The following is a 14,447-nucleotide window of genomic DNA, read 5'->3' as shown; positions in this document are numbered from 1 at the left end:
CCTCCCTGCCGGAAGGCAGGAAGGACAGTGTCGAAGAAGGATTTTTACTTCTTTATTGCGCCCTCTTCTTCCAGTTCCTCTATGACTTCCCTGACCTCCGCGGCCCCGCTCTCGAAAAGTTCGGCCTCCTTGGGGTCGAGGTATCTCATCAGGGTGACCAGTTCACCAAAGTGGGCCTTCTCCTCGTCGCGTATATCTTTAAGAACGGCCTTGGCCACGGGATTATCTGTGGCCGCCGCATGCGCGTCGTAGAGGAATATGGCCTCCAGCTCGCTGGCTATGTCCAGTCTTATGGCCTGGGCAAGTTCGCGGTCTGTCATCTTTTTGCTGGCGTTACCTGCGAATGGGTCCGGAAATATCGGCATGATTTCACCTAGCGGGGTGCATCGCGCTATTGAGATAATATATTTCGTTTCTTCTTCGAAGGACTTTCAGCCTCATCGGTCGAGTCGCTTCGGGGAGAATAAATGACATGATCCAAAAACAGGACCGTTGGATACGTATGCCGATTACAAGACAGCATATCGGAGGAACGGAGAGACGTAAAATACTCGGGATCGAAAACAATTCCGTTAGTATTCAAAACCGATCATCCAATGAGGTCCAACATTATGGCGACATCCTCCGTCGCCATCTGTACTTTAGACTTCTCTATCAGGATGTTTCTGCCTGTCATGATGTAGGACGGAATGATCCTGATGCTCCCGTAATGGATTTCACTGCCTCTCAGCTTATAGGTGGGGATCGAGGGCACCACGGTTTTATTTGAGACCTTTTTGGCAATCATGTTAAATGCTTTTTTTGCAACGTCGCCCATGAGCATTATGACCTTGACGTTTGGAAACAAAGCAAGTTCCTTTTCCAAATATGGCAGGCTGATTTCAATCTCCGCCTTATCGACCGTGCTTTTTGATTTTGGAGTTTTGACAGCATTGGTTATGTAGATCCCCATTTGCACCGCGTCCCGGATCGAGGAGACCGCGGCACCGGCCTCCCGTAGAAGAGGAATGGTCGTTCTAAGATAATCCGCGTCGGAACCGCCGTAAAAATCCTGCAGGGGATCCGACGGCACGACTTCGTTGATCATTATCGCCTTTATCGCCAGAGGATCCAATTCGATATAGTTGAGGAATACGCCATCCGGGACGTCGATCGTTTTTTTAAGTTCAGTTCCGACATTCATGTATCTGCACTCCCGGCGATGATCGATTGCGATGTCTTTATCGTTTGCGCGGGTAAATACAATATGGTTCACGGACGAAAAAGGACCGTCTCAAACATCCAAAAAATAAGCTGCCGTTTACGGGGATTCCGATGCCGGGATTCGGGTTCTGCTAATCCTTATATACATGGTTGACAAGTCAACCGCTCGTGAAATAGATCACAAATGAACGCATCGTACCGGCAACGATGAAAAAATACATGGACCGTAAGCTGACGGTCCGCTTGGAGCATCTGGGAATACAGGGTTCTCATGGAATCTACCTGTTGGCGATCTCCCAGAATCGCGGGGCATCGCTGAAAGAGATCGCGAATTATATGATGGTAGATAAGTCGATCACTACCCGTACCGTCGGCTTATTGATGGAAATGGGATTCGCGATCAACGAGAGCAACGATCCCAGACGCTACAGCATCGTGCTCACGGATAAAGGCGAGCGGGCGGTAGAATTGGTCAACGCATCGTTCGGCGAAATATGGGACGATATTCTTTCGGACCTCACAGATGAGGAACGGAAGGCGTTCAGGTCTATATGCACCAAAATAAATGCAAAACTTAACGAAGAATACAGTGAGCCTAAGGAGGCTCGGAATTGATCCTCAAATATATAAGTAAAAAAGAATGGTCCCTCGTTGCGGTCTGTTTTGTGCTGATATGCCTGCAGGTCTACCTGGAACTTGAGATTCCGGGATATATGTCCCAGATAACGACTTTGCTAACCACCGGCGGAACGGTCGGGCAGGTTATGGACGAAGGATGGCCTATGATGGCATGCGCGTTCGGCAGCCTTCTGGCGGCGATCGTGGTCGGAGCGGTCGCAGCATACATCGCGGCATCCCTCTCAAAACGCATCCGCAAGATGCAGTTCGACAATGTCGAGAAGTTCTCGATGGAAGAAATCGGCAGATTCTCATTGGCCAGCCTGATCACCCGTTCGACGAACGACATCACCCAGGTGCAGATGGCCTTTGCAATGGGCATGCAGATCCTCATAAAAGCACCTGTGATGGCGATATGGGCGATCGTAAAGATCTCCAACAAGGATATGCATTGGACGCTTGCCACTGCCGTGGCGGTCATCGTCATGATGGTGACCATAGGCATCATAATGGTCCTCGTCGTACCGCGCTTCAAGAGGGTCCAGAAACTTACGGACAATCTTAACCAGATCACCGGAGAAGGTCTGTCCGGAGTAAGGGTCGTCCGCGCGTACAACGCAGAGAGCTATCAGGAGGAGAAGTTCGAGAAGGCCAACGAAGACCTCACGTCGACGAACCTTTTCGTAAACCGTTCCCTGGCGGTCTTGTTGCCAGTGATGACGGCGATAATGAGCCTGCTGTCAATGTCGATATACATCATCGGCGCGATACTGATATCGGCCGCCGCCGGAGTCGGAGAAAGGCTGACCCTGTTCTCCGACATGATCGTGTTCTCGTCGTATGCGATGCAGGTCGTAATTGCATTCATGATGTTGGTGTTCATTTTCATGATACTCCCGCGTGCAACCGTTGCAGCCAAGCGTATCGAGGAGGTCATAAACACCGAGCCATCGATAAAAGACGGTACAAAGACGGCCTCTCCCGAAGGTAAAGAGGGAGAGATAGAATTCAGGAACGTTTCCTTCAAATATCCGGGCGCCGCCGAGAGCGTGCTCGAGGACATAAGTTTCAAGGTTAGGAAGGGAGAGACGATAGCGTTCATCGGGTCCACCGGAAGCGGCAAGAGCACACTGATCAACCTGGTCCTGCGTTTCTACGATGTGACGGGAGGACAGGTCCTGGTCGACGGCGAGGATGTCCGCGACTACACATTGGAGGCGCTGCGCAGAAAGATCGGATACATTCCGCAGAAGGCGACGATCTTCTCGGGAACCGTATACGGCAACGTGAACTACGGCGACACATCGGACGAACGTACGATGGAGGACGTCAAGAAAGCGGTAGCCATCGCACAGGGTAAAGACTTCGTCGAGAAGATGGACGGAGGATATGAAGGCAAGATCGCCGAAAGCGGCACCAACCTGTCCGGAGGCCAGAAGCAGCGTCTGTCCATCGCACGTGCGGTATGCAGGAAGCCGGAGTTCTATGTTTTCGACGATTCGTTCTCTGCTCTGGACTACAAGACGGACCGCGTTCTCAGAGATGCGCTCAAAAAGGAGACCTCGGGCGTTACCAGCCTGATCGTGGCGCAGAGGATAGGCACGATAATGGATGCCGATACGATCGTCGTACTCGACGAAGGCCATATCGCAGGCATAGGCACGCACGACGATCTGCTGAAGAGCAGCGAAGTGTACCGCGAGATCGCTTATTCACAGCTTTCCGAAGAGGAGTTGATGAAATGAGCGAGAAAAGGGGCCCGATGGACCATCCCGGGATGACTGTAGAAAAGCCGAAGGCGTTCACAGAGGCCTGGAAGAAGATATTTTCCTACATGGGCAGATACAGGATAGCAGTCTGGATATCGATCGTATTCGCGATCGTCGGTACCGCACTGATCCTGGTCGGACCGAACAAATTAAGGGATCTGACGAACCTGATCGTCGAAGGCCTGGTATCCGGCAACATAGACATGGATGCGGTCTGGGAGATAGGATTCTTCCTCATAGCGGTCTATGCGGCCAGCACAATACTGACGTTCGTTCAGAACTACATCCTGGCGACGGTATCGCAGAAGATGGCCTCGAAGTTCCGTACCGATATCTCGAGGAAGATCAATCGCCTTCCTCTCAGATACTTCGATACTTCCAGCAGCGGGGACATCCTCAGCCGTGCCACGAACGACGTGGATACGTTGGGCCAGTCGATGAACCAGAGCATCGGATTGCTGATCACCTCGGTGACGATGCTTCTCGGTTCTCTGGTAATGATGGCGTATACCAATTTTGTAATGATGGCCGTCACGGTGCTGTCCTGCGTCGCCGGTTTTGTGCTTATGATATTGATCATGAAGCACTCGCAGAAGTACTTCAGCATCCAGCAGGAAAATCTCGGAAACATGAACGGACATGTCGCAGAGATCTATTCGGCGCATAACGTGGTCAAAGTATACAACGGACAGAAAGAGGCCGCTAAAAAGTTCGACTCGATAAACGAGGAACTGGCCAGCAGCGCGTTCATGTCTCAGTTCCTGTCGGGCCTTATGATGCCTCTGATGAACTTCATCGGAAACTTCGGGTACGTCATGGTATGTATCGTCGGTGCGGCAATGGTCATAAACGGGGAGATCTCGATCGGTGTGATCGTAGCGTTCATGATCTACGTACGTTTGTTCACGCAGCCCCTGTCGCAGATGGCCCAGGCCTTCACGGGCATGCAGTCCGTCGCGGCGGCCGGGGAACGCGTCTTCGAGTTCATCGAGGAGGAGGAGCAGTCCGAAGACAGCGACAAGCCCCGCAAGCTCGAGAAGGTCGAGGGGCATGTCGAGTTCAGGAACGTGCACTTCAGCTACATTCCCGGCAAAGAGGTCATCCACGGATTCTCGGCGGAAGTCAAGCCTGGTCAGAAGATAGCCATCGTCGGACCTACCGGTGCGGGAAAGACCACCATGGTCAATCTGCTGATGAGGTTCTACGACACGGACAGCGGAGACATCCTGATAGACGGCGTGTCGATCAAAGAAATGAGGCGCAGCGACGTCCACGACCTGTTCTGCATGGTCCTCCAAGACACATGGATTTTCGAGGGGACCGTGAAGGAGAACATCATCTATTGCAAGGAGGGAGTGACCGACGAGCAGGTCGTGGAAGCATGCAAGGCCGTGGGCATCCATCATTTCATAAAGACCCTGCCCAAGGGATACGATACCATGCTGGACAACACGACCTCCCTTTCCGTGGGACAGAGGCAGCAGATCACCATCGCCCGTGCGATAGTCGAGAACGCGCCCCTCCTGATATTGGACGAGGCGACGAGCTCGGTGGACACCAGGACCGAGAGGGCGATCCAGAACGCAATGGACCAGATGACCGTGGGGCGTACGTCCTTCGTCATCGCGCACCGCCTCTCCACCATCAAAAACTCCGACCTGATTCTTCTTATGAGGGGAGGTAACATAGTCGAGCAGGGGACCCACGACGAGCTTCTGGCCGCGGGAGCGTTCTACAGCGAGATGTACAACAGCCAGTTCGAGGACGGGGGAGAGGACTGAAACGCCAATGACGGACGGCGGCGCAAAGTTCCGCCGTCCGGAACCTTCTTATCTCATACGCAACGGCCTTCTTCGCCTCACCGAAGACATCATATTCGGTTTCGCACGCCTCTGAAAGGCGGAGAAAGCCACCGATTGCGCCATAGTGGCGTAAAAAATTTGAGGCGGCGTACCAACGGACGGAGACCGTCCGGTCCCTGTTCGGACGCCGCTCGCTTTACCGTTTCGGCGGCGTCTCATTCGCCGCAATCGTCGTGGTGCATGTGCTCGTGGCACACCGAACCGGTGGACTTGAGGTCTCCCTTCAGATATCTCTCCGCCGCCGTCCTGGCGTCTCCCGCGGCGCCGATTATCACTTCGATCCCGTTTTTATTGAACAGGTCGACGGCGGCCGCGCCCATCCCTCCCGATATGATCACGTCCGCTCCGTTCTCTTTCAGGAACATCGGAAGGAAATTGGGACGGTGCCCCGGATTTTCTATCGCGCCCGCCGCAGTTATCTTGCCGTTCTCCGCGTCGAACGTCCTGAACGATCCGCAGTGTCCGAAATGTCCTGTCACATTCTCTCCGTCGCTTGCTACTACTATTCTCATTTTTTCTTCTCCTTTGTTTTTTCCATGTTGTCTATCTTCATATCTTTCGCTTTGAGGTCGTCATATCTCAAGAACGTCTCCCGTTTTCAGTGCGGATAAGCGGTCTCCCAGGGCCTCTTTCATGTGCCCGTATGCCGTCTCGCCCGTGCAGTGGCCGGTGTAGAAATCGGCGCCGGTCTTCAGAAGGACCTCGGAAACGCTACGCGCCTCCGATCCGGCATCTGGACCGCAGGACCGTGTCTTGAGGTGGAAGCCTCCGATCACCGTGTCCGGATACCTGCCCATGATATCCCGTGCCTTCTCCACGATGTTTGCGATCCCGCGATGAGAACATCCGGAGATCAGGACGGTCTTGCCTTCCTCCTCCAGGATCAGGCTCTGTTCGTGTGCGAAATCATCCGGGCGAAGGTCGTTTTCGATTTTCAAAAAAAGGTTGCCGTTGCCGCTCGGAACCGGACACGCGTTTCCCACATCGCAGAAAAGCACCGCTCCCTCGGAGATATTCGTCTCCCCGTCCGTTAGGACCACGCGCCCGTTGTGTTCGAGGCCCGGGTCGAGACCTATGTCCGCATAGCTTCCGTCGGACCTCAGGGAAAGATGGGTTTCGAACGCCCTTCTGTGAACGTATACCGGGGCGTGCCCGTTGGCCGCCAGGAAAGCGGCCATTCCGCCGCCGTGGTCGTAGTGGCCGTGCGATATTACGGCCGCATCGACTTCCCGGAGGTCTGCTCCCAGGATCTCCGCGTTGCGGACGAATCTGTCGCTCTGCCCCGTATCGAAAAGAAAGACCGTCTTCTTCATTTTTATGTAAAGGCTGAGCCCGTGCTCTCCCTCCGGCCCGCCCGGACCCGAAGTGTTCTCGACCAGAACAAAGACTTTCATACGCCCTCCCCCCCTTCCATCAGTTTCACGATCTTTCCGAATATGGTTCGTACGGCCTCTCCCGCAGGACATTCCACGTCCGCCAGGGTAAGCCCCCTGTTCACGGCATCCACTGCCTTGGGGTCATACGGTATTTCTCCCAGGTAGGGCACGCCTCTTCCGGAGCACAGCGACCTTATCCGTTCGGTCATGGCGGGATTCGTGTCGGACCTGTTGACGCATACGGCCGTCCGGGGGCCCAGACGGTCGGCGGTATCCAGCACCCTCTCCATGTCGCTGATGCCCGACAGGGAGGGCTCGGCCACGACCAGCACAGTATGTACGCCCGTGATCGAAGCGATAACGGGGCACCCTATCCCCGGCGACCCGTCTATAATGGCGAAAGGAGCATTTCCGGCGGCCTTTTTCATCTGTTTCTTGACCTCTGTGACCAGAAGCCCGGTCGTACCGTTGCCTATCCTCAGCCGTGCCGTCGAAAATATCCCCCTTTCCGTGTCCGAGTAGAGCATCAGGTCTCCGGCGACTGACGGGAGCATTTCGATGGCATCAGACGGGCACACCGCCTTGCAGAGCCCGCATCCCTCGCAGGCATAGGGGTTCACCTCTGCGCGATCGCCCATATCGATAGCTCCGAAACGGCACTTGTCGGAACATATGCCGCACATTGTGCAGAGGTCCTTGTCGATGCGGGCCTTGGGAAGACCGAAATAATCCTTCCTTTCCGCATCTTCGCCGTATCCGAGCACAAGGTGGAGGTTCGGCGCGTCCACGTCGCAGTCTGCGCATGCCGGCGCTTCGGACATGCGTATCATAGCACTTGCCACCGTCGTCTTTCCCGTACCGCCTTTGCCGCTCAGGATGAGAAGCTGTTTCATCGGGAGACCATCTCCGTCATCTTTTCATAAATCTCGCGGAACATCCGTTCGAATACGACATTCTCCCTCGAAGCGATCCCGGCCTCGGAACATATCCTGCCGAGCCCGATGTCGAAAGGAATCCTGCCCAGTATCGGCAGGCCGTTATCGAGACAGTATTCCTCGGACGGATCTCTTTCATTTTCGATGACCTTGTTGAGGACCACCCCGTACGGCCTACCGAATACACGGACGAGTTCGGATACCATTTCCAGGTTGTGGGCTCCGAATATCGTCGGCTCTGCTACCAAAACGCAGAAGTCGGCATCCTTTATGCATTCCATGACAGAACAGGAGCTCCCCGGCGGACAGTCGATGAATATATTTTCATCATAGGACAATGCCGTCATTTCCAGGAGCCTGCGAATCACGGGCAGTCCCGCCGCCTCGCCGACGTTCATGGTCCCCGTGTAAACGGAGACGTCTCCCGACCTCCCCGTCCTGACGACGCCCACCTCCCTCGGGTGTTCGGTTATGGCTTTCCGGGGGCATATCTCGGCGCATCCGCCACAAGAGTGGCACATGTCGTCGAACACAGTCAGGCGGTCGAGGGAGTATGCAAGTGCATGATATCTGCAGAATCGGACGCATGCCATGCATCCGTCGCATTCATTGCGATCGGCCCTTGGCACGAGTACCGATACCGTCTCCTCGGATGATTCATCAGGCTTGAAAAAAAGATGGCCATTGGGCTCCTCGACGTCGCAGTCGACATAAGTCGACGGTCCCGAGGCCGCCGCAAGGTTCACGGACAACATCGTCTTACCGGTGCCTCCCTTGCCGCTGAGCACCGCGACCTTCACTTCATACCGCCCCGTGATGGTGCCCCTCGTGGAAGTCTGTCAGCTCGGACAAACGGCCTTGGAGGTATGCTTCTATGCCGGACCCCGCATCTCCGGAAGGGGCTAGAAAAACCTTGATCCCCGCTTCCCTGAGCACTTCGTAAGCGCGGTCGCCGCATCTGAGGGTCAGAAGGACGTCCGCACCTGCATCGGTTATGGTCTGCGCAGCCCCGACGCCGGCCCCCGAGGGGCTGTCCGCAACGGGGTTCTCAAGATACGTCGCAACTCCCACCTCTGTATCGTAAAACAAATAATACGGTGCCCTTCCCAGGGATCCGCTGATCTCCGAAATTCCTGATGCTCCTTCGACCGGTACGATTATCTTCATTTTTTCGCCTCCTGTTCTTCTGATAATACTAACGTTACGCTCCTGCAGGCGTGTCTGCACGCCTTGCGCCTGCAGCAGCCCTCGTTGTGCTCGCATATGCGGTACTGTCCGCCCTCGATGATCAGAGGGGCCCCCTCAACAAGGGAGCAAGCCAACTTCCGCCGGGCCTTGCTGTAAATGTCCTGCACCGTTGTGCGTGAGACGCACATGCGCTCGGCGCATTCCTCCTGTGTCATCCCGACATGATCTATGAGACGGAAGGCCTCGTATTCCTCGACCGTCATCCTGATGGTCTCTGCGGTACACGGGACCCTGTCGAGCGGACCGTATTCCCTGCTTTCGGGAAGGCAGCATACGTTCCTCCATTTCTTCGGACGCGGCATTCGATATCACCATCTGCGGTACTGAACCATCGTCGTAGGGCCGCTTAACGCAAGATACGCGATAGTTTCTGACATATGTCAATAACCGACAATGTAATTTATATCTATCGGAAGGGCGGCAGGAGGGGCCCACATCCGCTTTAGAACAACGATCATAAAATTAAGTGTGCGTAAGACAAATAATTGAATAGTCTCACGAGGGTCTCCGATTGTGAACGAAGAGCTCTGGAACGAATGCGTAAGATTCCACGGACATGCATGTCCCGGATTGGCCATGGGATTCAGAGCGTCCGAGGTGGCCGCAGAGACGCTCGGGGTCCCGTTGGAAAAAGTCCGAGACGAAGAGATCGTATGTGTCGTCGAAAACGACGCGTGCGGCATAGATGCGGTGCAGGCGATCTATTCGTGCACCGCCGGGAAAGGGAACCTGCTGTTCAGAATAACCGGCAAGCAGGCCTATTCCTTTTTCGACAGGAGGTCGGGGAAGAAGGTCAGGGTACTGATCGACGGGGACTTCGGCGAAATGTGCAGGGAAGATTTAATGAACCACATCCTCACCGCGCCGGAAGAGGAGGTAGTGAAAGTGAAAACCCCGGTGTTCGACATCCCGGAGACGGCCAAGATATTCTACAGCGTGAGGTGCGAATCCTGCGGAGAGCTGGCCAGAGAGGACAAGGTCCGCTGGCAGGACGGGAAACAGGTATGTCTGGACTGCTTCAGAGACTACAGCAGGAATTATTTCTGAAAATTACAGGACGATTATGTGGGGGCGCCCGTAGTTGCGGTCGATGGCGACTTTTACCCCGAACGTCCTCATGATATTTTCGGCGGTCAGCACTTCTTCGGTATCGCCCGCGGCCGTAACGGCCCCCCCGTCCACTATGACCGCTTTGTCGCAATATTTCATGGCGGCGTCCATATCATGGAGTATCATGCATGCGCTGACGTTCTTGGTCCTCACCAGCCCGATGATGACATCCATGATCTCTCTCTGGAATTTGATGTCCAGGTTGCTGGTGGGCTCGTCCAGCAGCAGGATCCTCGCCTCCTGGGCCAGGGCCCTTGCGATGAGCACCCTCTGCATCTGGCCGCTGCTGAGCTGGCGGAACGGGACAGAGGCGAATCTTTTCATATCCACGTCCTCAAGGGCCTTCCACGTCAATTCCTGGTCGTTCTTATTGGACTGCCATGAAGAATAAGGCATCCTGCCCATCATGACGACCTCGAACACCGTCGGCGATGCAAGGTCGTCAAGAGATGCCTGCGGCACGTAGCCCATGATGCGTGCGACGTCGCGCACCTTCATCGAAAGGACATCCCGGGAATCTATGGTGACCTTGCCCTGGGAAGGTTCCAGTATCCTGTTGATGCATTTTATCAGCGTGGTCTTCCCCGAACCGTTCGGCCCGATTATCCCGAGCACCTCGCCCGGTCTGAGCTCGAATCCGATGCCCTTAAGAATTTGGGACCTCCCGTATGAAAATTCGATATCCTCTGCCTGTAAGTTCACTTCGGTTGATACAAATTACATATTAATATTTATTATTGATGTGTTTAGTGTTACTGTAATTATAATTAGTGTTAAATATTAAAAATACGTATGCCTGCCGCAATGAACACTAAAACCGCGGCCGTAGTGTTGGTTGCCACACTGGCGATGGCCGGCGCGGGAGCCGGTATATTCCTGCTGACGAAAAGCGCCCCAGAGGGATATTCGGTAGACACCGAACTTCAGATCTTCGGCAACGCGAATGGAGATTGGAAGCTCGACGGCGATGACGTCGACTTCCTCAACAGCATAATCTCCGGAAGCAGCGACAGGACAACATATGCCGACGCGAATCAGGACGGCGTCGTCGATGCAAGCGACGTAGAGCAGGTCCAAGCGGTCATCGACAGGACCGCCGAATATCTTTGGTTGGTCGACGGGGACGGCAATGTCAAAAAAATAGGTCTCGACATAAGCAGGATAGGTGCCGAATATTACAGCAACACGGAGCTGATGTGCATACTCCGGCTTCAGGACAAGGTCGTGGCCGTGGACAATGCGCCGTATCAGACGAGGGACTTCTATTTCGGGGAGGAGAGGGGGGACAGCATCACCAATCTTGTCAACATGAACGCCCCCAACTACGAGTTCGTGGCCGGGCTGGACCTGGACATACTGCTCACGTTCTCATATGCCGGCACGGAGGCCAAACAGGAGATGCTCCAGGATGTGGACGTCATCTACCTCGGGATGTACAGGCCCGACGTCCTCGAGCCCGAAAAGTCGGAGTATATCCAGGGCATACTGAAGGCCGGATACATATTCGACAGGGTAGAAAGGGCAGAAGCCTACGTGGAACGGCTTCTCGACATCAGAGATGAGATCGCATCGATATCCGGCGGTATCGAGGAGGAGGACAAGGTCAAAGTGCTCATGACCAACTATTCCAATTCCTACTTCTCCGACGATAGCATAACCGATTGGAGCATCTATACCAAGATCGACCCCCAGGTACAGGCCCTTCTTCTTGCGGGCGGTTATCCGGTTGCAAAGGACATACTGACCGAGGAACAGTACAACGGGGGGCCCGACAGGACGCTTTACGGTACAAAGGTAGGCTCCGAGCCTATAGTGACCGCCGATATCGATTTCATATTCTGCCATTGCGTGAAATACACGTACGGCGGCACAGTGGTAACGTCCACGCCCGACCACGGTTACGGCACGGGCGACGGCACGGGGATGGACGCCGCACATGCCTTGGCGGCAGGAAGGCCCTTGACGGACTTCGTGGAAGACGGCAACATCTACATCATGGCCGGAGACTTCAGGAACGGGGCCACCGGCGGGATACTCCATGCGGCGTATATCGCAAAGGCGATCTATCCGGACGAGTTTGCAGATTTTGACGCCGTGGCGATACACAACGAGTATGTGTCGGAGTGGCTGGGGGTCATCGATTACGACGTCAGCACGGACGGCGTGTTCATCAGCCCTGCGGTGTGACGGCCGGTCCCGTGATGTGACAGGACAAACCTTTTCATTTTTTATTTCAAGGGCGAGGATATATTGAATATCGATGAAAACAGCTGCGAAGAAGAGAAGATCAGAACTATTATTGTGAAAAGGCTGCTGTTCATATCATTCCTGCTCATCGCCGTAATCTCCATCTTTTGCTACTCGGTCACCGTCGGCACAGCTGAGATATCTGTATCGGACGTCTACAAGACCCTTGTAAACTTCCTGCTGCCGGGAACCTTCGACATCAGCGACAGGATGAGGATGATCATCATCGACATCAGGCTCCCCCGGATACTTATGGCCCTGATCGGCGGGGCGGTCCTGGCAATAGGAGGATGTCTCACACAGTCCATACTGAGGAACCCTTTGGCGACACCCTATACATTGGGCGTGTCGTCGGGCGCGGGCTTCGGGGCGGCGATAGCGATACTGACGGGCATGTCCCTGGCCTCGAACATAGCAGGCGTGATAGCGAACTCCTTCTTCTTCGCACTCATACCGATAGCGATCATCCTTACGGCGGGACGGATGAGAAACCTGGCGCCGGCCACCATGGTACTCTGCGGTGTCGCCATCTCATACATATTCAGCGCGGCCAACACGCTCCTGCAGTTTTTCGGGGAACCGAACGCCGTGAAGGCGGTAGTGTTCTGGATGGTGGGAGATCTCAACAATATCTTCATCTGGCACATCCCGTTCGTCCTTGTAACCCTGATGATGTGCCTGGCCGCCTCGGCCTACCTGTCGAAGAACATCAACGCGATGAGGCTCGGCGACGATACCGCACGAAGCCTGGGCGTCAACACCGAGGCCGTCAGAACGGTCACTCTGCTCGTCGCATGTCTTTCCACCGCGATGGTGGTATGCTTTACAGGCTCCATAGGCTTCATATGTCTGCTGGCGCCGCATATCTCGCGGATCTTCGTAGGCGGAGACATGAGATACCTTATACCCGCATCCGCGCTGTGCGGTTCCGCGATCCTGCTCCTGGCAGACCTGGGCGCAAAGGTCTTGGCAGAACCGATAATGCTCCCGGTAGGCGCCATTACCGCCATGGTCGGCGGCCCGCTGCTTTTATTTCTGCTACTTAGGAGGAAGAGCGACAATGCGGTCTGATCCTATTCCGGTGATAAGAGAGTGGGAACATGCCAGGTGCAGACATCCCTTCTTCGCCGAGGGGCTTTCCGAGAAAGACATCGATAAAATATGGGATGATTCCGCCGAGACGTACGGGGACGGGACGCTTTCGGAGATCCACGACATGATAACGGAATTCCTCGTCTCAGAAGGATACGTGAGCAGGAACAAAGACCTGCTGGACATCGGATGCGGACCCGGGACGTATTCCCTAAGGTTATCGCCGTCGGTGAAAGGCATACTTGCGATCGACAAGTCCGCACGCATGCTGGAGCGTCTCGACGGCATATGCGGGACCGAAGGGATAACCAACATCCGCACCGAATGCGCGGACTGGGATGTTTACGTTCCGAAAAGGAAGTACGACATTGCCTTCTCCTCGCTCTGCCCTCCGGTAAATTCTTCTGTCTCGATCCTTAAAATGGAGATGTGCTCAAGCGATACATGCATATACATTTCTTCGATGTCCAAAGACAGGGATTCGATTTATTTCGAGATCTGGAGAGAGCTCGGCAGGGAATACACCTATGAGGGTTACGACACGGGTTTTCCTTTACGTTTTCTGAAATCCATAGGCAGGGAACCCATCTTAAAAAAATTTGAGATCGAGACTTGCAGCGAGAGCGAACCCGGCAGGCTCGCAGAATTCTACAAGCGGAAATTCCTTCTCTACAGGGACGAACGCGAGATTTCAAAGGCGATCGAAGACGTGGTCGGTTCGCATGCGGAGGAAGGCGTGGTCCGTACCGAGCAGATGAACCGCCTGGGACTTCTGATATGGCGCCCATCTCAATGATCGCAAGGTCCGGGAGATGCCTCACGGAACCGCCGGGGCCGGGCATATGAAAACATCTTTTGGTCATCGATCGTAAGCGAAGCGCCTCGTTCGAAGAAGTCCCAAATATGCAAAATCAAGATCTGCGGTCGGCCGTCCGCGAAGACCGCAGACGCCCGACGCGCAGCAGAAAAAGTTATTGAAGGGGTTTA

At 54.6% G+C, this 14,447-nt stretch carries 16 protein-coding genes; 7 read left to right on the top strand and 9 right to left on the bottom strand.

What is annotated here, in order from left to right; genetic code table 11:
- Positions 1-44 precede the first annotated feature (44 nt).
- Together VB016_06055 and VB016_06050 are read right to left on the bottom strand one after the other, a co-directional pair.
- Positions 45-365 (bottom strand): demethoxyubiquinone hydroxylase family protein, encoded by a 321-nt coding sequence (locus tag VB016_06055; GenBank protein ID MEA4978092.1) that lies wholly within the window; start codon positions 363-365, stop codon positions 45-47.
- 224 nt (positions 366-589) lie between these two features.
- Positions 590-1,183 carry a uracil-DNA glycosylase family protein gene (locus tag VB016_06050; GenBank protein ID MEA4978091.1) on the bottom strand — a complete coding sequence of 198 codons (594 nt, stop codon included), beginning with the start codon at positions 1,181-1,183 and terminating at the stop codon, positions 590-592.
- 239 nt (positions 1,184-1,422) lie between these two features.
- Between VB016_06050 and VB016_06045 the strand changes: the two genes are divergently transcribed.
- From VB016_06045 to VB016_06035, 3 genes are read left to right on the top strand one after another with little or no spacing between them, the layout of a single operon-like run.
- On the top strand, positions 1,423-1,818 hold the full coding sequence (locus VB016_06045; protein MEA4978090.1) for a hypothetical protein: 396 nt from the start codon (positions 1,423-1,425) through the stop codon (positions 1,816-1,818).
- Positions 1,815-3,566: an ABC transporter ATP-binding protein gene (locus VB016_06040; GenBank protein ID MEA4978089.1), complete on the top strand. Its 1,752-nt coding sequence runs from the start codon at positions 1,815-1,817 to the stop codon at positions 3,564-3,566. Before VB016_06045 ends, VB016_06040 begins: the two co-directional genes overlap by 4 nt.
- Entirely contained in the window at positions 3,563-5,371 is a 1,809-nt protein-coding gene (locus VB016_06035) for an ABC transporter ATP-binding protein (GenBank protein ID MEA4978088.1), read from the top strand. The genes VB016_06040 and VB016_06035 overlap by 4 nt, the downstream gene beginning before the upstream one ends.
- A 236-nt stretch (positions 5,372-5,607) precedes the next feature.
- Here the strand turns inward: VB016_06035 and VB016_06030 are convergent, their stop codons facing one another.
- The 6 genes from VB016_06030 to VB016_06005 are packed head-to-tail and all read right to left on the bottom strand — an operon-like array spanning position 5,608 to position 9,313.
- Positions 5,608-5,964 (bottom strand): NifB/NifX family molybdenum-iron cluster-binding protein, encoded by a 357-nt coding sequence (locus tag VB016_06030; GenBank protein ID MEA4978087.1) that lies wholly within the window; start codon positions 5,962-5,964, stop codon positions 5,608-5,610.
- 60 nt (positions 5,965-6,024) lie between these two features.
- Positions 6,025-6,846, bottom strand: a complete 822-nt coding sequence (locus VB016_06025; GenBank protein MEA4978086.1) for an MBL fold metallo-hydrolase — start codon at positions 6,844-6,846, stop codon at positions 6,025-6,027.
- Entirely contained in the window at positions 6,843-7,721 is an 879-nt protein-coding gene (locus VB016_06020) for a 4Fe-4S binding protein (GenBank protein MEA4978085.1), read from the bottom strand. Before VB016_06020 ends, VB016_06025 begins: the two co-directional genes overlap by 4 nt.
- Complete coding sequence (locus VB016_06015; GenBank protein ID MEA4978084.1) at positions 7,718-8,563, bottom strand: ATP-binding protein; 846 nt, start codon at positions 8,561-8,563, stop codon at positions 7,718-7,720. The genes VB016_06020 and VB016_06015 overlap by 4 nt, the downstream gene beginning before the upstream one ends.
- 1 nt (position 8,564) lies before the next feature.
- Positions 8,565-8,930: a NifB/NifX family molybdenum-iron cluster-binding protein gene (locus VB016_06010; GenBank protein ID MEA4978083.1), complete on the bottom strand. Its 366-nt coding sequence runs from the start codon at positions 8,928-8,930 to the stop codon at positions 8,565-8,567.
- Complete coding sequence (locus VB016_06005) at positions 8,927-9,313, bottom strand: DUF134 domain-containing protein (GenBank protein ID MEA4978082.1); 387 nt, start codon at positions 9,311-9,313, stop codon at positions 8,927-8,929. The genes VB016_06010 and VB016_06005 overlap by 4 nt, the downstream gene beginning before the upstream one ends.
- 211 nt (positions 9,314-9,524) lie before the next feature.
- On the opposite strand from VB016_06005, the gene VB016_06000 reads away from it, so the two are divergent.
- Positions 9,525-10,058 carry an FmdE family protein gene (locus VB016_06000; protein MEA4978081.1) on the top strand — a complete coding sequence of 178 codons (534 nt, stop codon included), beginning with the start codon at positions 9,525-9,527 and terminating at the stop codon, positions 10,056-10,058.
- Between the two features lie 3 nt (positions 10,059-10,061).
- Here the strand turns inward: VB016_06000 and VB016_05995 are convergent, their stop codons facing one another.
- Positions 10,062-10,823 carry an ABC transporter ATP-binding protein gene (locus VB016_05995; GenBank protein MEA4978080.1) on the bottom strand — a complete coding sequence of 254 codons (762 nt, stop codon included), beginning with the start codon at positions 10,821-10,823 and terminating at the stop codon, positions 10,062-10,064.
- Between the two features lie 102 nt (positions 10,824-10,925).
- Here VB016_05995 and VB016_05990 point away from each other — a divergent pair, with 102 nt between their 5' ends.
- The 3 genes from VB016_05990 to VB016_05980 all read left to right on the top strand — a co-directional run bounded on the left by VB016_05990 (position 10,926) and on the right by VB016_05980 (position 14,256).
- Complete coding sequence (locus VB016_05990; protein ID MEA4978079.1) at positions 10,926-12,308, top strand: hypothetical protein; 1,383 nt, start codon at positions 10,926-10,928, stop codon at positions 12,306-12,308.
- Positions 12,309-12,371: 63 nt separating this feature from the next.
- The gene (locus tag VB016_05985; protein MEA4978078.1) at positions 12,372-13,439 is read left to right on the top strand and encodes an iron ABC transporter permease; all 1,068 of its coding nucleotides are present in this window, start codon (positions 12,372-12,374) and stop codon (positions 13,437-13,439) included.
- Complete coding sequence (locus VB016_05980) at positions 13,429-14,256, top strand: methyltransferase domain-containing protein (GenBank protein MEA4978077.1); 828 nt, start codon at positions 13,429-13,431, stop codon at positions 14,254-14,256. Before VB016_05985 ends, VB016_05980 begins: the two co-directional genes overlap by 11 nt.
- Positions 14,257-14,447: the final 191 nt, after the last annotated feature.

The sequence above is a fragment of the Methanomassiliicoccaceae archaeon genome (assembly GCA_034928305.1).
GTDB lineage: Archaea > Thermoplasmatota > Thermoplasmata > Methanomassiliicoccales > Methanomethylophilaceae > VadinCA11.
This window is presented reverse-complemented; position numbering and strand designations above follow the sequence as displayed.